The following is a 16,801-nucleotide window of genomic DNA, read 5'->3' on the forward strand; positions in this document are numbered from 1 at the left end:
TGCCGTTCGTGACGGCGCGGATCCGGTCTCCCTCGACGACGAGGCGGTGGTCCTCCACGACACCGCCGGGCAGCACGAGTCGGGCGCCGGCCAGGACGGTACGGTCCTCCGCGGTCATGGGATGGGATCACCCTTCGGTGCGTGGCCGCGCGGCCGGGTTGCGCAAGGCCGCGTATTGATGATTGAAGTCCGGCGATTGTACTCATCTCTGAACAGTCGGATGCCTGCGGCGCCTTGTGCCCGATGCCAGGAATACCTCCAGGTCGGGCAGTCGTCCCGGTGGTGCCGCTAGAATCCCGCCATGCTCAAAGCTGATCGCGCGACCCTGATCCTGTCCCACATCGGCGAGGTGGGCAGTGCGGATGTGCACGTGCTCTCCGAGCTGCTGGGCGTGTCGGGTGCGACGGTGCGGCGGGACCTGCAGGAGCTGCACGAGCAGGGGTTGTTGCAGCGCACGCGCGGAGGCGCGGTGACCGGGGCCGTGAACCTGGAGCTGCCGCTGCGGCACCGCAGCGGGACGCGGCAGGAGGAGAAGCGGCGGATCGCCCGGGCGGCAGCCGAGTTGGTGCCGGACGGCGCCGTGGTGGGGCTGACCGGTGGCACGACCGCGACGGAGCTGGCCCGTGTGCTGGGCGAGCGGGGCGGACTCACGGTGGTGACCAACGCCGTGAACATCGCCGCGGAGCTGATCGTGCGCCCCGAGGTCCGGCTGGTGGTGATCGGCGGACTGGCCCGATCGGCAAGCTACGAGCTGGTCGGCCCGGCCGCGGACCGGATGCTCACGCAGTACCACTTCGACGTGGCGTTCATCGGGGTGGACGGCCTGACGGCGCAGGAGGGCTGCACCACGCACGACGAGATGGAGGCGCAGACCGACCGGGCCTTCCTGCGGCGCAGCGCGCGCTCGGTGGTACTGGCGGACAGCACCAAGGTGGGCCGGGTCACCTTCGCCTCGATCTGCCCGCTGTCCGACGTCCACGACCTGGTCACGGACGACGAACTCACCGAGGCCCACGAGCGGGCCGTCGCCGACTGCGGCGTGCGCATCCACCGGGCCTGACCCGAGGCGCGGTCCGACACCTGACCCGGTCCGCCCGGCCGGCACGGCTGCCGGGGGAGGGCCGGCCGCTGGACGGTGGTCGGGCGAGGCCCGGTGGCGGCGGACCGGCGCAACCCTGCCGGGCGGTCGGGCCGCGACCCGGCGGACCACCCCGTCGGCGACGTGTGCGATGCCCTGTGTCCGGCCCGCCGGGCGCGGCGATCCCGGGGGCCGGACGGCGGACCGTGCGGCGCGGGGGAGGGGCTTGCCGAGGGTGGTCGGGGTGTGCCGTCGGGGTCGTGTGGGGAGACATCACAGGCAAGTCCGGGCGGGGCCGGTGGGTGGTCGCTGCCCGGAGGTGGGACCGTCCCGGCCCGCCGTCCCGGCCCCTGGCCCCGGCCTCAGCCCCCGCTCGTCGTTGAGGAGAGTGAGCATGCGTCAACTCGATCTCGTCGTGGTCGTGGTCTACCTGATCGCCGTCGCGGTGCTCGGTCTGCGGCTGGCGGGCCGCCAGCGCACGGCGAGGGACTACTTCGTCGGCGAGGGCCACATGCCGTGGTGGGCGGTGTCGTTCTCCGTCGTGGCCACCGAGACCAGTGTGCTGACCGTCATCAGCGTGCCGGGCGGCGCCTACGGGGGGCAGGGCTTCGGGAACGTCGAGCTCGCCCTGGGCTACGTCATCGGCCGCGTGGTCGTGGCCACCGCGCTGATCCCGCTGTACAAGCGCGGCGGTTTCGTCAGCGCCTACCAGTACCTGGGCAGCCGGTTCGGCCCCAGGCTCCAGGGGCTGGCCTCGGTGACGTTCGTCGTCACCCGGCTCCTCGCCGAGGGCGTGCGCCTGTTCGCCTCGGCGATCCCGATCAGGCTGCTGCTCGGCGAGTTCGGCGTGCACACCGGCTACCGCACCATCATCGTCGTGCTGACGCTGATCACCGTCGTCTACACCTATCTCGGCGGCATCCGGGCCGTCATCTGGACCGACGCCGTCCAGATGGGCCTCTACCTCGGCGGCGCCCTCCTCGCCATCGCGGTGCTGTCCGGCCACGTCGGCGCCGACGGCTACACGCGGGCCCTGGGCGCCGGCCGGTTCAGGCTCTTCGACACCGACTTCGGCCTCGCCCACATCCTCACCAGCCCGTTCGCCCTGCCGACCGCGATCATCGGCGGTGCGATCTTCGCCATGGCCAGTCACGGATCCGACCAGCTCATCGTTCAGCGCGTCCTCGCCACCAGGACCCTGCGCGACGGTCAGAAGGCGATGATCGCCTCCGGCGTGTTCGTCACCGTCCAGTTCGCCGCGTTCTCCCTCGTCGGCGCCCTGCTGTGGGCCTACAACGACGGCAGGAGCTTCAAGGACCTCGGACTGGGCAGCTCCGACAACCTCTACCCGGACTTCGTCCTGCACGGACTGCCCGTGGTGGTCTCCGGCCTGCTCGTCGCCGGCATCCTCGGCGCCGCGATGGGCTCACTGTCCTCGGCCCTGAACTCCATGTCGAACTCGACGGTCGCCGACATCGTCCACAGCTTCTTCCGGGGCGCGCCCTCCGAGGAGTTCCTCCTCCGGCTCGCCCGCGTGATGACGCTGGTGTGGGCCGTGCTGATGGCCGTCTTCGCCTGTGCCTTCAGCACCAGCACCGGCAACGTCTACCTCACCGGCCTCACCATCGCCGGCTACACCTACGGCGCACTGCTCGGGGCCTTCCTGCTCGGGCGTCTCGTGCGGCGTGCCAACGAGGCCGACTCCGTCCTCGCGTTCGTGATCACGGTCGCGGTGATGACCTACGTCGTGCGCGGGGTGAAGATCGACGTGACCACGGCCGCGGGGACCGTTCCCACCGCCATCGCGGCGCAGTGGCTGGTCCCCGTCGGAGTGGTGGTCACCCTGGCGGTCGGCGGCCTGTGCAGCCTGTTCCACCGCGCCCCCGGCAGCCCGCGCGTCCCCGAGGGCTCGGTACGGCCCGTCGCCGCAGCCGGTCGCCCCGAGGCCGCCGCCGCACAGGACTGACGGCCTCCAGGTCTGACGGCCTCCAGGTCTGACGGCCCCACGTCTGGGGGCAGGCACAGGACCGGCGGCCGCTGCCGCGCCCCCGTTCGGGGGCCGGGGTGTCACGAATGCGGGTGAACGGGTCCGCCACGGCGCCGGCGTGACGAGGGAGGCCGCGGGCCGTGGCTAGAACGGGGAGATGCGCCTCTCATCCCTGGCCGCCCTTCTCGCGGCGGCCGTGCTGGTCATGCTTCCCGGTACCGCCCACGGGCTCGCCCCCGCCGCGCGGGGGCCCGCCACCCGGCCCGCACCCGTTGCCGGACCGGGTTTCGTGCCGGGCATCGGGCCCTCCGTCCCGTGGCTTCCCACCGGACCGGGACCGGAGCAACCGCGCCCGGGCACGCCGTCGCCGGACGAGCCGTTGCCGGAGTACCGGTTCCAGGGGCCCGGGTTCGACGCCTGCTCGGCGCCGCCGCTGGAGGCCATGTCCGTCTGGTGGACCGCCTCGCCGTACGGCGCGGTCAACATCTACAGCAGCGGCGGCCAGCGCGGCTGCAAGCAGGACCGGCTGACGCCGCAGTGGGTCGCCGGGGTCCGTGCCATGGGGTGGGAGCTGGTGCCCACCCACGTCGGGCTCCAGGCGCCCTGCGCCGAGCGAGCGGACAAGCCGCTGCGGATCGACCCGGGCCGGGCCGACGAGCAGGGCGAGCAGGAGGCGGGCGACGCGGTGGCGGCGCTGCAGGCGCTCGGGCTGGGACAGGGCAGTCCCGTGTACCTCGACATGGAGGGGTACCCGACGGGTGACGAGGTGTGCAGCCGGGCGGTGGTCGACTTCACCGCCGGCTGGACCAGGGCCCTGCACGAGGCCGGGTACCGGTCGGGCTTCTACTCCAGCATGAACTCGGGTGTCGCGGACATCGTCGCCGCCGCCCAGGACGGGCGCACCCCGCTGCCGGACGCGCTCTGGTACGCCCGCTGGGACGGAAAGGCCAGCACCACCGGCCAGGCCGGACTGCCCGAGGACCTGTGGGCCGGTCAGCGGATCCACCAGTACCGGGGCAGCGCCAACGAGACGTACGGCGGGGTGACCCTCAACATCGACCGCGACCAGATCGACGGCCCGGTCGCGGGCGGTTCCTGACCCCCGCAGGCGCCGGCGGGGCCGTGTCCGCACCGGCCCCGCCCCCGTCGCCGTGGCCCCGCGGGCCGCGCGGCCGTCGGCTCACCCCGTGCCGCCGGGCCGGTGTGCCGGGGTCGAGGCCGGGGTCGGAACCGGCGTCGGCGTCGGAACCGGCGTCGGAACCGGCGTCGGCGTCGGCGGGAAGGACGGCGGTGCGTCCGCCGGGTCGCTGCCCCAGGCGGGGTCGGGGGTGTCGGCGAGGGTGAAGGCGAGGGTCCCCCCGCGGCGGACGAAGTCCTCGCTCACCCAGGGACGCCCACTGGGGCGGCCGTCGGTCTCCAGCGCGTGGACGTACCGGACGGTATCGGAAGCGCCCGGGGCGGTGATGTCGATGGTGGGGCCGCTGCCCCGGTACACCGTCACGGCGGGGAACTGCGGGCTGGCGAGGACGAGTTCGGCCCGGCCCGGTACCTGCGGGTAGAGGCCCAGCGCCGCCCACACCGCCCAGGAGGACATCTGGCCGAGGTCGTCGTTGCCCGGCTCGCCCCCGGGGGCGTCGGTGAACAGGGTGGTCAGGGCGCGCCGGACCACGTCCTGGGTACGGTCGGGCCGGCCCGCGTAGGCGTACGCCCAGGGGGTGTTCAGGGAGGGCTCGTTGCCGAGGTAGGCGTAGGGCAGGCGGGAGCCGGCGTTGAGCTCGGTGAAGAAGGTGTCGAGCCGGTCCACGGCGGCCGCGCCGCCGCCCATCGCGTCGATCAGTCCGTGCTGGTCGTGCGGCACCATCCAGGTGTACTGGGCGGAGTTCCCCTCGGCGAAGTCGTCGGGCTGCTCGGGGCCGAAGGCGGGCCAGGTGCCGTCCGCGTCGCGGGGCTGGACGTAGCGGCTGGTGCCGTTGAAGACGTTGCGCCAGTTCGCCGAGCGTCGCAGCAGGTCGTCACGGGCGGCGGACTCCCCGAGACGGGCGGCCAGTTGGGCGAGCGCGAAGTCCGTGGTGGCGTACTCCAGCGTCATGGACGCGCCCGGCCCGCTGGTGCCCGCCGGAACGAACCCCGCCGTGTCGTAGGCCTCGTGGCCGGGCCGCTGGCGCGGGTCGTCCCTGCCCTGCCGGGCCAGCCGCAGCAGCAGGGCGGCGTCGAAGCCGGTGGCGCCGAAGGCGTGCACGGTGGCGGCCATGGTCGGCAACGGGTCGCCGACCATGATGCCGGTGCCGCCGTTGGCCAGCGTCCAGCGGTCGAAGTAGCCGGCCGAGACGCCCTGGTCGGTGATGGATTGCGCGATGTCGGCGGCCTCGTCGGGGGCGATCAGCGCGATCAGCTGGATCTGGGAGCGGTAGACGTCCCAGCCGGAGAAGTCGGCGTACTGGGCGCTCCCGGGGCGGGCGTTGCGGAGCCGCCCGTCGAAGCCCGGGTAGCGGCCGTCGGTGTCGCTGAACACGCTCGGGTGCAGCAGCGCGTGGTACAGCGCGGTGTAGAGCACGCGCCGTTGGGGTGCGGTGCCACCGGCCACGGCGATGCGGCCCAGTAGGTCGTTCCACCGTGCGCGGGTGCGGGCGCGCACCTCCGCCAGCCCGGCGCCGCGCTGTTCGTCCGCCAGATTGGCACGGGCGCCGTCGGCGCTGACGAAGGAGATCCCGACCCGGGCGGTGACCGCGTGGTCGGGGCCGGTGTCGAAGGAGAGCACCGCCTTGGCGTCGGGCGCGCCGCCGGAGCTGCCGGAGACGGTGGAGCCGCCGGAGCCGCCGGAGCCGCCGGAGTCGAGGGAGTCGGGGGAGTCGGGCGGGAGGCTCCCGGTGTCGACGCGACGGAAGGGGCGGTCGAACTCGGCGTGGAAGTAGACCCGGTAGCGGTTGGACGTGCCGCAGAAGCCGCCGCCGTCGGTGTACCCGGAGAGGGTGTTTCCCGTGACGGTGAGCTCGCCCGACGCCTCGTTGAAGGCCCGGCCCGCGTCGACGGTGAGGGAGGCGGTGTGTCCGGCCGGATAGGTGAAGCGGGCGATGCCTGACCGCTGGGTGACGGCCAGGTCGATGCCGATGCCGTTGTCGAGGGTGACACCGTACGCGCCGGGCGCGACGCGCTCGTCGGAGTGCGAGAACGCGGAGGACGCCGTCGGCGTGCCGTCCAGGACGGGCATGAACGGGGTGGTGCCGTAGTCGCCGCAGCCCGCGCCGGAGATGTGGGTGAGGCTGAGGCCGCTCAGCCGAGGGTCGTCGTAGGTGTAACCGCCGTGCTGGTAGGTGACGGTGTCCGGGCTCCACTGCATCATGCCGAACGGTGCCGACGCGCCGGGGAAGGTGTTGCCGGCGCCGCCGCCGTGACCCCGGTCCGGGGCGTCCGCCCGGGTGCCGACATACGGGTTCACGTAGCCCGCAGGGTCGTCGACCACCACGTGGGCCGGGCGCCGCCCGGCCGCCGGGCCCGCCGCAGCCGCTCCGCGCGGGCCCGGCCCGGCCGTCAGCATCGTGGCCCCGAGCAGCAGCACGACCCCGGCCCGTGCGAGGGAACGGAGACGGAACACGGCGACCTCCCGAAGGCACCTGGATGACTGTCCGTCAGGGCATTGTGGCGGCGTGCGGACCCCGGACCGGGCAGCGCCGGGCGGCGTGTCCCCGGGGAGGGCGGTCCGCGCGCCCGCGCCCGTCGCTCCGGCGGTAGGGGAGGACGACGTGCGCCCTGATGTGCAAGGACCTGGTGTGACAACGGACTTGGGGGTCCCGCCCGCCGGCTCCCGGGTCGATGCGGGCGCTGCGCCCGGCGGGCCGGCGTCTCGACCGGGACGGGTGCGGCGCCCGGCTGCTCGACGGCGGGGCTCCCCATCCCTGACGGCACCCCGCCGCGGCCGGACGCGGGGCGAGGACGGTTGCTCCGGCCGCGGACAGGCCGCCTGCGCGGTAAGGCCGTTCAGCCGCCGAGAGGGTGGAGGCCGGCGAGGTCGCAGGGCCCGTCCAGCACCTCCGCCACGGGGCGACGCGGGTCGTACCGGGCCCACCCCGGGTTCCCCGTCCCGGCGAACGCGACCCAGGCGCCGTGGACGCGGGCGGCGAGGGCGGCCGGGGCGGGGTCGGGGCCGAGCAGTCCGGCGGTTCCGTGCAGCCAGGGCTCGTCGGCGAGGTCGAACACGAAGGGCAGCTCGACGGTGTGGGCGGCGCCGAGCCGCCCGTCCAGGGCTGTCGAGCGGTACCGGAAGGAGTAGCGGTACGTGCGGCCGCCGGAGATCCGGGCGTGGGCGTCCGCCAGGCGGGTCGTCCCGGCCTCGAAGAGGGCGTGCGCGAGGACGGCGGAGTGCAGTTCGCCCGGTGTGCCGCCCGGCCGTGCCGCGCGGTGGGCGGCGATGACGGGCGCCGGGTCCGCCAGCAGCCGGGCGGCGACGGCGTGGGCCTCGGCCTCCGTGACGGAGTCCGGTCCGTCCTGCGGTGTCAGGTAGAGGTTCGCCTCCTCGGCGTTGGTGCCGATGAGCAGGTCGACGTCGGCGGCCGGGCCGGCGGCGAGGGCGTCCGCGGGCTGGACCGGCAGGACCGGACCGAGCGGGCTGAGCCCGGCCAGGGGGTCCGTGGCGGTGGCGGTGCGCAGATCGAGGCCGGTGAGCGAGGGGAGGACGGCCACGAGGCGCTCGTCCGGGATCGGGGCGAACGCCTCCGGGGTCGGCTCGACGCCGAGCGCCGCGGCCGCGGCGGCGGTGACCCGTCGTGCCTGCTCGGGGGTGAACGCGCCGGTGCCGCTGCCGCTCTGGACGACGGCCCGCCGGAACAGGCCGACGGCCTGCGGGGTCGCGAGCAGCGCGCAGGTGAGCGTGGCGCCCGCGGATTCGCCGAAGACCGTGACGTTCCCGGGGGCGCCGCCGAAGGCCGCGATCGTGTCGCGCACCCAGCCGAGCGCGGCGAGCACGTCCAGCAGGCCGCGGTTCGCCGGAGCGCCCGGCAGGTCGAGGAACCCGGGGATGCCGAGGCGGTAGTTGACCGTCACCAGGACGACGCCGTCGCGGGCGAACGCGCTGCCGTCGTAGAGGGCGGCGCGGTTCGATCCGGCGACGAACCCGCCGCCGTGTACGAAGACCATGACCGGGCGGCCGCCGCCGTCGGCGGCGGGCGTGTGGACGTCGACCGTCAGGTACTCCGCACCGGGCGCCCAGCCCGGCCCGAAGTAGGGGCGCAGGTCGAGCCGCCCGAAGTCACGGACCGGCTGCGGAGCCGTGGGTGACGGACGGGTGCCGTCACGGACACCGGACCAGCCCGGGTGCGGCGCGGGTGGGGCGAAGCGGCCGGCGCCGGCCGGCGCCGCCGCGTAGGGGACGGCGCGGTAGCGCTCGCCGGACGCGGTGCGGACGCCGCGCACGGCTCCCGCCGGGGTGTGGACGACCGGATCTGCCTGTCGGGGCATGGGGGAGCGGCTTTCTCTCGGAGTCGGGCGTCGTAGCGGGGGAGGGGCGGGACGCGGGCGTTCAGCGGATGCGCGAGAACCCCGCCCACTCCCCGATCGCGAACCTCAACCCGTTCCGGGTGACCCGCAGGGCTCCCCGGCCGCCGAAGTGCGCAGGGAAGACGAGTGCGTGGTGGTCGGCGGCGCGGCCCAGCAGCTCGCGCCGGGTGGCGCGGGACTGCGCCGGGTCCTCGCAGAAGCAGGAGTTGGTGTCGGGTTCGGCGATCTGGAGCGCGGTGTGCACCAGGTCCCCGACGAACAGGGCCTGTTCGCCGCCGGACTCCAGGGTGAGCACGGACGAGCCCGGGGTGTGCCCGGGGGCGAGGTCGAGCCGCAGGTTGCGGTCGATCCGGTACGTCCCGTCCCACAGGTGGGTGAGTCCGGCCCGGTGGACCGGTGCGACGCTGTCCTCGAAGACGTTCTGGTTGCCCCGGCCGAGTACGCTCCGGTGTCCGTTGGCCGGGTCCCAGAACTCGTGGTCCCGCCGGGTCATCAGGTAGGTGGCGTTGGGGAAGGTCGGCACCCAGTCCCGGCCGTCGAGGCGGGTGTTCCAGCCGACGTGGTCGACGTGCAGGTGGGTGTTGACCACGAGGTCGACGTCCTCGGGCCGCACCCCGGCGGCGGCGAGGTTGTCGAGGTAGTCGGTGTCCAGGCGGTGCCACGCCGGGGCGTGGGGCCGGTCCTTGTGGTTGCCCGCCCCGGTGTCGACCAGGACGGTGCGTCCCTCGCTGCGCAGCAGCCAGGACTGGATCGCCGTTCGGCACTCGCCCGTCGACGGGTCCCGGAAGTCGGCGGCCGGCCAGTCGTGCTGCTGCTCCCAGGAGCCGGCCGGGCTGTCCGGGAAGAACCGGTCGGGGGACAGCCCGGCGGTGCCGTAGTACTCCTTGATCCTGGTGACGGTGACGTCGCCGAGGACGATCTGCTCGGGGTGGTGCTCCATGGGGCCCTCCGTCGGTCCGCGGCACGGCGCCGCCTGGGACCGAGCCTGGGCCCCGCCTCCGGCAGCCGCCAGACCCGGCTCGTCCTACCCCTCGCAGGGTGTGGCAGGGAGCCCGCCGCCCACCGAATACTGGGGGGATGAGCGGACCCGGCCCCCTCGGCGCCTTCCTCCGAGCCCGACGCACGCGGCTGCGGCCCGCGGACGTCGGCCTGCGCGAACTCGGGCCCCGCAGACGGGTGGCCGGGCTCCGGCGCGAGGAGGTGGCCCAACTCGCGGGCGTCAGCGTCTCGTACTACACCCGGCTGGAACAGGGCCTGTCCCGCGGCGCCTCGGCCGAGGTGCTCGACGCGCTCTCCCGCGCCCTCCTGCTGGACGATCACGAGCGGGAGCACCTCGATCGGATCGCCGCCGTCACCCGCCGCGCGCCCCGGGTGCGCCGGCCGCGGCCCGAGCGGGTCGAGGACGCGACGCTCGACCTCCTGCGTGCCGTCGACGGTGTTCCGGCGCTGGTGCTCGGCCGCCGCACGGACGTACTGGCGTGGAACACCCTCGGGCACGCCCTGCTGGCCGGCCACGTGGACCCCCACGGCCCGGACGACCCGGCGCGGCGACCGAACCTGACCAGGATGCTCTTCCTGGACGCGCACACCCGGGAGTTGTACGCGGACTGGCGGCCCAAGGCGCGCGCGGTGGTCGGCAGTCTGCGCACCGCCGTCGGCCGGTACCCGGAGGACCCGCTGCTCGCCGGGCTGATCGGCGAACTGACCATGCGGAGCCCGGAGTTCGTCGCCCTCTGGGGTGACCACCGGGTGGCGCCGTGCGCTCGGGGCGCCCACCGGCTGCACCACCCCGCGGTCGGCGCGCTGACGGTGACCCAGCAGTCGCTGCCGATCGCCCCGGCACCGGGCCAGGCGCTCGTCGTGTGCACCACCTCCGCCGGTTCCCCCTCCGAAGCGGCCGTCGCCCTCCTCGGCCGGGCGGGCGGCTTCCTGCCCACCCGGATGCGGGTGTGACGGGGAGGGGGCGGGTGCGGGCAGCCCGGGGCGCCGTGCCCGGCGGGGGACTCAGGCGCTGAAGGCGGCGAGGAGCTTGTCGGCGAGCCGGTCGAGGTAGTCGGGGGCGGTCGGGGTGTGGATGACCGCGAGGCGCCAGTAGAGGGGGCCGGCGAGGAAGTCGAGCGCGAGTTCGCGGTCGACGTCGGCGGGGAGTTCGCCGCGTGCGACGGCCCGTTCCAGGAGCTGTGCGGCCTTGGCCCGGCGGGTGTCGCGGACGGTGGTGAAGAGCGCTCCGGCGAGTTCGGGGTTGCGGCCGCCCTCGGCGATCAGGTCGGGGATGATCCTCGCCGGGAGCCGCTGGTTCAGTGCATCGGCGACCTCGGTGAGGAAGGCGAGGACGTCGCCGCGCAGGGTCCCGGTGTCGGCGCTGCCGGAGGCGTCGGCGGCGACGGCGGAGACCAGGTCGACGGTCATCTCCAGCTTGGACGCCCAGCGGCGGTAGATGGCCGCCTTGCCGGCGCCGGCGCGCTTCGCGACGGCTTCCAGGGAGAGCCGCGCGTAGCCGGACGACGCCAGTTCCTCGAAGAAGGCGGTGGCGATCGCCTCGGTCACGGAGTCCTGGAGCACGGGTCCTCCGGGGAGCCGTCGCCCGGGGGCGGGCGCGGGGGCCGACGGGGGCCCGGAAGGGGCGGGCGCGGGGGGCGACGTGGGTGCGGGGGCGGAGGAGGACGGCCGGGGGGCGGGGGAGCTGGGCATGCCCCGAAGCTACACGAGGCGGAACGGTTGCGTCTCGGGTAGGTGCGGACTATCGTCGTTCCCGAAGGCGAGACGGAACCGTTCCGTCTCGGCAAACGGTCTGGGGTGCACCATGCGATTCCTGTACGAGGACGAGTCGTTCTCCTTCGAGGCGCTGCGCGCGGCCGGCTTCGCCAACGACGGCGGCGCCGACCTGGGCGAGGTCCTGACCACCGTCCGCAACATCGCCGAGGGCGACGAGGAGGCCTGGCTGCGCGAGTGGAAGAAGACCGCGCAGCGCGTCCACGCCATCGGCACCCGCGCCCTCACGGCCGGCCACCGGGTCAGCGCCCGCGAAGCCCTGCTGCGCGCCTCGAACTACTACCGCACCGCCGAGTTCTACCGCCGCGACGACCCCGCCCACGACCCCGAGGCCAAGACGCTCTCCACGCTGTCCCGCGAGACCTTCGCGACGGCCGCCTCGCTGATGGACACCCCCGTCGAAGCCGTCCGCATCCCCTACGAGGACACCAGCCTGCCCGGGTACCTCTTCCTCGTCGACGACTCCGGCACCCCCCGCCCGACCGTCGTCTTCACCAGCGGCTTCGACTCCACCCTGGAGGAGGCCTACTTCGTCATCGGCGCAGCCGCGCTGCGGCGCGGCTACAACGTGCTGGCCTACGACGGGCCCGGCCAGGGCGCGGCGCTGCGCGAGCAGGGACTCGTCCTCCGTCCGGACTGGGAGGCCGTGGTCACCCCGGTGGTCGACTACGCGCTCACCCGTCCCGAGGTCGACCCCGACCGGCTTGCGCTGCTCGGCTACAGCCTCGGCGGCTACCTCACCGCCCGCGCCGCCGCCCACGAACACCGCCTGGCCGCCCTGGTCCTGGACGACGGCCTCTACGACTACCACGACGCCCACACCCGCGTCATGCCGCCGTTCCTGCGGGAGTGGATCGAGGCTGGGCGCGACGACCTCGCCAACCCCGTCGCGGGCCTGCTCATGCAGGGCAGCACCCAGCTCCGCTGGGCCCTGCGCAACGGCGTGTGGGTCTTCGGAGCCGACTCCGTCGCGGACTACATCCGCCGCACCGCCGCCTACACCCTCGACGGCGTCGCCCACCTCATCGACTGCCCCACCCTCGTCCTCGACGCCGAGGACGACCAGTTCTTCCGCGGCCAGCCCCAGCGCGTCCGGGCCGCACTGACCTGCCCGCACATCCTGATCACCCTCCCCGAGGCCGAGGGTGCGGGCGAGCACTGCCACATGGGAGCGATGTCCCGCTTCCAGCAGGTCACCTTCGACTGGCTCGACACCACCCTGACCCCGGCAGCCGGCCCCGCAGCCTGACCCCGGGGGGCCGGTCCGCAGCCTGACGCGGGCGCCGCACGGCCGGGGCGGGCCGGTGGGTCGGAGCCCGGCGGTGGGGCCGACGGTGGGTCGGCGCCTGGCTGCTCGGACCGTCGACCGCCCGCCCACCCGCGCTGCCCGAGGTCCCTCCCGTACCGGCCCGATCCCGGGCCGCCGACGAAGGCGGAACCGTCGTGCTGCGCAGGACCCGTCCTCGGTCGGCCACTTCAGGGGCCGTCCTGACCACGTCGGTTCTCCGCCGCCGCCCGGCCGTGGCGTATGCGGCCGGCCCGAGGTGGTGAGTCCCGGGGGCTTGCCGCGGTGGCCGGCGCCGGCAAGGGCGGTGCGGGTGGTCGGTCGAGCATCCGGACGTCGACGGACGCGAACTGCTGATCGCGGTCGTGTCCGACGGCGATCCGGGCGAGTCCGACGGCATCTCCCCGGAGCAGTCGGTGGTTCGGGCGCCGAAGCACGTACGGTCCGGAGAGCCCGGGACGGCGCCGAGACCCGATGGGGATTCCCCCTGGTGGAGGGGCGTCGGCCACGGACGGCCCGGCCGTCCTCCGGCCGTCCCCCGGACGGCTCACGGCGGTGGCCCGCTCCGTGGCCCTGGGGAAGCGTGGCAGGGGCCGCGTCGTGAGCGGCGGGGCGAGGGGCCGGGCGCGCCCCACCGCGAGGGAGACCAGCATGGCAGAGTCCACGGGGTCCACCGGGTCCACGGAGTCCAAAGCGGCCGAACCGAGCATCGCCGCGGGCAACGCCGCGGTGCGCGCGCGGTTCCCCTTCGAGGACCGTCAGGACTTCGAGGACGCCGACCGGGGCTTCGTCGCCACCGCCGGGGACACCGTGGTGCGCGACGGCAACGGCGGCGTGTGGGAGCCGGACGCCTACGGGTTCCTCGACGAGGACTGCCCGGAGACCGCCAACCCCAGCCTGTGGCGGCAGTCCCGGCTGGCGGCGCGGCACGGCCTGTACGAGGTCACCGAGGGCGTCTACCAGGTGCGCGGCTTCGACCTGTCGAACATGACCCTCGTGGAGGGCGACCGCGGGGTCCTGGTGATCGACCCGCTGATCAGCGCCGAGACGGCCGCGGCCGCCCTGGCCCTGTACCGGCGCCACCGCGGCGACCGCCCGGTCACCGCCGTGCTGTACACGCACAGCCACATCGACCACTTCGGCGGTGTCCGGGGGGTGATCAGTGAGGAGGACGTCGCCGGCGGGGTGCCGGTGATCGCTCCCGAACGCTTCCTGGAGCACGCCGTCAGCGAGAACGTCTACGCCGGGCCGGCCATGGCCCGCCGGGCCGCGTACATGTACGGCGCGGCGCTGCCCAAGGGGAAGCGCGGCCAGGTCGGTGCCGGGCTCGGCCAGACCACCTCCACCGGGTCCGCCGGACTGATCCCGCCGACGCTGGACGTCACCCGCACCGGGCAGAGCGAGACCGTCGACGGCATCCGGATGGTGTTCCACCTCACCCCCGGCACCGAGGCCCCGGCCGAACTCAACGTCCACCTGCCCGACCGGGCGGCCCTGTGCATGGCGGAGAACGCCACGCACAACCTGCACAACCTGCTCACGCTGCGCGGCGCGCAGGTCCGCAACCCGCACGTGTGGGCGCACTACCTCACCGAGGCCGTCGCCCTGTTCGCGGACTCCGTCGACGTGGTGTTCGCCTCCCACCACTGGCCGGTCCGGGGCCGCGAACGCGTCCTGGCGTTCCTGACCGAGCAGCGCGACCTGTACGCCTACCTGCACGACCAGACGCTGCGGATGCTCAACCAGGGCCTGACGCCGCTGGAGATCGCCGAGACGATCGAGATGCCGCCGGCCCTGGAGCGGGCCTGGCACACCCACGGCTACTACGGCTCGGTCAGCCACAACGTCAAGGTGGTCTACCAGCACTACCTGGGCTGGTTCGACGGCAACCCCGCGCACCTGTGGGAGCACCCGCCCGTCGAGGCCGCGAAGCGGTACGTCGACTTCATGGGCGGGCCCGAACACGTCCTGCGCCGTGCCCGCGACTCCTTCGCCGCCGGCGACTTCCGCTGGGTCGCGCAGGTCGTCAACCACGTGGTCTTCGCCGACCCCGGCAACACCGAGGCCCGCCACCTGCAGGCCGACGCGCTGGAGCAGCTCGGCTACGGCAGCGAGAACGGCACCTGGCGCAACTTCTACCTGACCGGCGCCCTCGAACTCCGCAAAGGCCCCGTGGGCACACCGACCGCCACCGGCTCGCCCGACCTCCTGGCGGCCCTCACCCTCGACCAGCTCCTCGACGCGCTGGCCATCCGGGTCGACGGTCCCCGCTGCTGGGACGTCGACCTCGCCGTCCGCTTCAGCCGGCCCGGCGCGGACCCGGTCGACCTGCGCCTGCGCAACGGAGTCCTCGTCCACACCACCGGCGCGACGCCCGAAGCGGCCGAACCCGACGCCGAGATCTCCCTGAGCGAGTCCGACCTGCGGGCCGTCCTGCTCGGGGCCGCCGACCTCGCCGACCTCGTCGCCCGGGGGCGGGCCCGGATCGCCGGGGACGCGGGCAGGTTCACCGAACTCCTCGGCTACCTCACGGATCCCGACCCCGGCTTCGCCGTCGTCACCCCCTGAGGTCCCGTCCGGCTCCGACGGAGGGAGCAGCTCATCGCGCACGACGACACGCCCCCAGGGGCCGCCCCCTCGGGGGCCGGCGCCCCGCCCGGCGCCCCGCCCGACGCCCCGACCGACGCGCGGTCGGACGCCGCGCGGTCGGACGCCGCGCCCGAGGACCCGTCCGACGCGCGCAGGCGACGCGAGCTCGAAGGGCCCGGCCTACGGAACGCCCTGGCCAACGAGCGCACCCTGCTGGCGTGGTCCCGGACCGCGCTGGCCCTGCTCGCCGCCTCCTTCGCCGTCGTCCGGCTGACCGACATCACGCCGAGCGCACTGCGCCTGGCGCTGGGCTCCTACCTGATCGCCCTGGCGGCCGGAGTGATCGCCGGGAGCTACCTGCAGTGGCGCACCCGTGAGGCCCGGATCCACGCTCCCGACCCGCCGCCCCGCGGCCTCACCGCGCTCTCGCTCACCATGGCCTTGTTCGTCCTCACAGGCTTCGTCGTCGCCGTCATCGCGTTGGCGTCCTGAGCGGCCCGACGGCCTCCGGCACGCAGCAGCCGTTCCACCCCGTCCGCCAGGCCCGGACGAGGGCCCGGGCTTGGCTGCCCGCTTCCCGCAGGCCGCTGCCCACTGCTTGCCGGCCACTGCCCGCTGCCCGCTGCCTGCCGGCCGGGGGGCCCGGCGGCCGGGGGTGTCGGCGGTCACCCCCGGCGGCCGACCGTCGCTGACGCGGTGTGCCGACGGCGGACCGGTCGGTGACGGCGACGAGACCCGGCGGGTGAGTGCGCTCACACGCCGATGAGGGGAACGACGGCCGATAGTGCTGTCGGCGCCGCGTACTCCCCGCGGCGCGGCGGGGAGTGTTCGCGCAGGCCGGGGCGGGTCGGAGCGCCCCGGGCGGCCCGATCGCCGGGCCGACGTCGAACCCGTGCGGCCCCTCCGGCTACGACCGCGGATCGTAACGAGGGGGTCTTGGCGAGCGCCGATCCGGTCTGGCAGCTTGGCATTCGTCGTCAGCCACACCGGCTCCTGTCCCGCCGGTTGCGGCTAACCGCCGCGTCACACCCCACGCCCGTTCGGCCCCTGTCCGGCCACGGTCGAGGTGGGGTGCGACAGCGGCCCAACCTGATTGAGGTCCTGGTCTACATGCCCGCTTTCAAGCTCCGTATGCGTACCTCTGCCGCGATTCTTGCCGGTGCCGCCGGTCTGACCGCCCTGGGCGCCGGCGTCCTGCCCGCCACCGCCAACGCCGCCACCGCCTCCCCGCAGGCGATCGCCGCCCAGATCGTCCCGGCGAACCAGCTGGCCTCGTTCAGCCAGATCATCTCCCACGAGTCGGGCTGGAACGTCACCGCCACCAACCCGAGCTCGGGCTCCTACGGGCTGGGCCAGGCGCTGCCGGCCTCCAAGATGGCCTCGGCCGGCGCCGACTGGAAGACCAACCCGGCCACCCAGATCAAGTGGGCGCTGGACTACATGAACACCCGCTACGGCAGCCCGAACGCCGCCTGGGCCTTCTGGCAGAACCACCACTGGTACTGAGCCGACCCCGTCGGCCCCCACATCCCCTCCCGTCCCCACACCCCGGGGGTCGGACAGGTGCCCCCGGGGTGACTCACGAGGGCCCGTCCCGCGC

12 protein-coding genes are annotated in these 16,801 nt (G+C 74.5%); 8 read left to right on the forward strand and 4 right to left on the reverse strand.

The genetic code is table 11. The annotated features are described in order from the left end of the window. The first annotated feature begins 301 nt into the window (after positions 1-301). The 3 genes from ACFV0O_RS40390 to ACFV0O_RS40400 all read left to right on the forward strand — a co-directional run bounded on the left by ACFV0O_RS40390 (position 302) and on the right by ACFV0O_RS40400 (position 4,164). Positions 302-1,060: a DeoR/GlpR family DNA-binding transcription regulator gene (locus tag ACFV0O_RS40390; RefSeq protein ID WP_360268614.1), complete on the forward strand. Its 759-nt coding sequence runs from the start codon at positions 302-304 to the stop codon at positions 1,058-1,060. A 412-nt stretch (positions 1,061-1,472) separates the two neighbouring features. Continuing rightward, positions 1,473-3,044: a sodium:solute symporter gene (locus ACFV0O_RS40395; RefSeq protein ID WP_380349726.1), complete on the forward strand. Its 1,572-nt coding sequence runs from the start codon at positions 1,473-1,475 to the stop codon at positions 3,042-3,044. A gap of 178 nt (positions 3,045-3,222) precedes the next feature. Next, the gene (locus tag ACFV0O_RS40400; RefSeq protein ID WP_380349729.1) at positions 3,223-4,164 is read left to right on the forward strand and encodes a glycoside hydrolase domain-containing protein; all 942 of its coding nucleotides are present in this window, start codon (positions 3,223-3,225) and stop codon (positions 4,162-4,164) included. 81 nt (positions 4,165-4,245) lie between these two features. Here ACFV0O_RS40400 and ACFV0O_RS40405 read toward each other — a convergent pair whose 3' ends face one another. From ACFV0O_RS40405 to ACFV0O_RS40415, 3 genes are all read right to left on the reverse strand, one after another. Next, complete coding sequence (locus ACFV0O_RS40405; RefSeq protein ID WP_380349732.1) at positions 4,246-6,657, reverse strand: GH92 family glycosyl hydrolase; 2,412 nt, start codon at positions 6,655-6,657, stop codon at positions 4,246-4,248. A 383-nt stretch (positions 6,658-7,040) separates the two neighbouring features. Then, positions 7,041-8,516 (reverse strand): carboxylesterase/lipase family protein, encoded by a 1,476-nt coding sequence (locus ACFV0O_RS40410; protein WP_380349735.1) that lies wholly within the window; start codon positions 8,514-8,516, stop codon positions 7,041-7,043. 61 nt (positions 8,517-8,577) lie between these two features. After that, a complete protein-coding gene (locus tag ACFV0O_RS40415) occupies positions 8,578-9,495 on the reverse strand; it encodes an MBL fold metallo-hydrolase (RefSeq protein WP_380349737.1) in 918 nt (305 codons plus the stop codon). Positions 9,496-9,632: 137 nt separating this feature from the next. On the opposite strand from ACFV0O_RS40415, the gene ACFV0O_RS40420 reads away from it, so the two are divergent. Next, on the forward strand, positions 9,633-10,508 hold the full coding sequence (locus ACFV0O_RS40420; protein ID WP_380349740.1) for a helix-turn-helix domain-containing protein: 876 nt from the start codon (positions 9,633-9,635) through the stop codon (positions 10,506-10,508). Positions 10,509-10,559: 51 nt separating this feature from the next. Here ACFV0O_RS40420 and ACFV0O_RS40425 read toward each other — a convergent pair whose 3' ends face one another. After that, positions 10,560-11,117: a TetR-like C-terminal domain-containing protein gene (locus tag ACFV0O_RS40425; protein ID WP_380349743.1), complete on the reverse strand. Its 558-nt coding sequence runs from the start codon at positions 11,115-11,117 to the stop codon at positions 10,560-10,562. A 241-nt stretch (positions 11,118-11,358) separates the two neighbouring features. On the opposite strand from ACFV0O_RS40425, the gene ACFV0O_RS40430 reads away from it, so the two are divergent. The 4 genes from ACFV0O_RS40430 to ACFV0O_RS40445 all read left to right on the forward strand — a co-directional run bounded on the left by ACFV0O_RS40430 (position 11,359) and on the right by ACFV0O_RS40445 (position 16,707). After that, positions 11,359-12,576, forward strand: coding sequence for an alpha/beta hydrolase family protein (locus tag ACFV0O_RS40430; RefSeq protein WP_380349746.1), 1,218 nt, complete (start codon positions 11,359-11,361; stop codon positions 12,574-12,576). Between the two features lie 687 nt (positions 12,577-13,263). Then, entirely contained in the window at positions 13,264-15,180 is a 1,917-nt protein-coding gene (locus ACFV0O_RS40435) for an alkyl/aryl-sulfatase (protein WP_380349749.1), read from the forward strand. 213 nt (positions 15,181-15,393) lie between these two features. Then, on the forward strand, positions 15,394-15,693 hold the full coding sequence (locus ACFV0O_RS40440) for a YidH family protein (RefSeq protein ID WP_380349752.1): 300 nt from the start codon (positions 15,394-15,396) through the stop codon (positions 15,691-15,693). Between the two features lie 639 nt (positions 15,694-16,332). Further along, positions 16,333-16,707 (forward strand): transglycosylase SLT domain-containing protein, encoded by a 375-nt coding sequence (locus ACFV0O_RS40445; protein WP_350505686.1) that lies wholly within the window; start codon positions 16,333-16,335, stop codon positions 16,705-16,707. The last annotated feature ends 94 nt before the right edge of the window (positions 16,708-16,801 follow it).

Source organism: Kitasatospora sp. NPDC059577 (assembly GCF_042735475.1).
In the GTDB taxonomy this organism is placed as follows: Bacteria; Actinomycetota; Actinomycetes; order Streptomycetales; family Streptomycetaceae; genus Kitasatospora.

Bases quoted from the DNA above. Each gene is read 5' to 3' on its own strand.
- ACFV0O_RS40390 (WP_360268614.1), top strand. From the start codon at position 302: ATGCTCAAAGCTGATCGCGCGACCCTGATCCTGTCCCACATCGGCGAG.
- ACFV0O_RS40395 (WP_380349726.1), top strand. From the start codon at position 1,473: ATGCGTCAACTCGATCTCGTCGTGGTCGTGGTCTACCTGATCGCCGTC.
- ACFV0O_RS40400 (WP_380349729.1), top strand. From the start codon at position 3,223: ATGCGCCTCTCATCCCTGGCCGCCCTTCTCGCGGCGGCCGTGCTGGTC.
- ACFV0O_RS40410 (WP_380349735.1), bottom strand. From the start codon at position 8,516: ATGCCCCGACAGGCAGATCCGGTCGTCCACACCCCGGCGGGAGCCGTG.
- ACFV0O_RS40415 (WP_380349737.1), bottom strand. From the start codon at position 9,495: ATGGAGCACCACCCCGAGCAGATCGTCCTCGGCGACGTCACCGTCACC.
- ACFV0O_RS40420 (WP_380349740.1), top strand. From the start codon at position 9,633: ATGAGCGGACCCGGCCCCCTCGGCGCCTTCCTCCGAGCCCGACGCACG.
- ACFV0O_RS40430 (WP_380349746.1), top strand. From the start codon at position 11,359: ATGCGATTCCTGTACGAGGACGAGTCGTTCTCCTTCGAGGCGCTGCGC.
- ACFV0O_RS40435 (WP_380349749.1), top strand. From the start codon at position 13,264: ATGGCAGAGTCCACGGGGTCCACCGGGTCCACGGAGTCCAAAGCGGCC.
- ACFV0O_RS40445 (WP_350505686.1), top strand. From the start codon at position 16,333: ATGCGTACCTCTGCCGCGATTCTTGCCGGTGCCGCCGGTCTGACCGCC.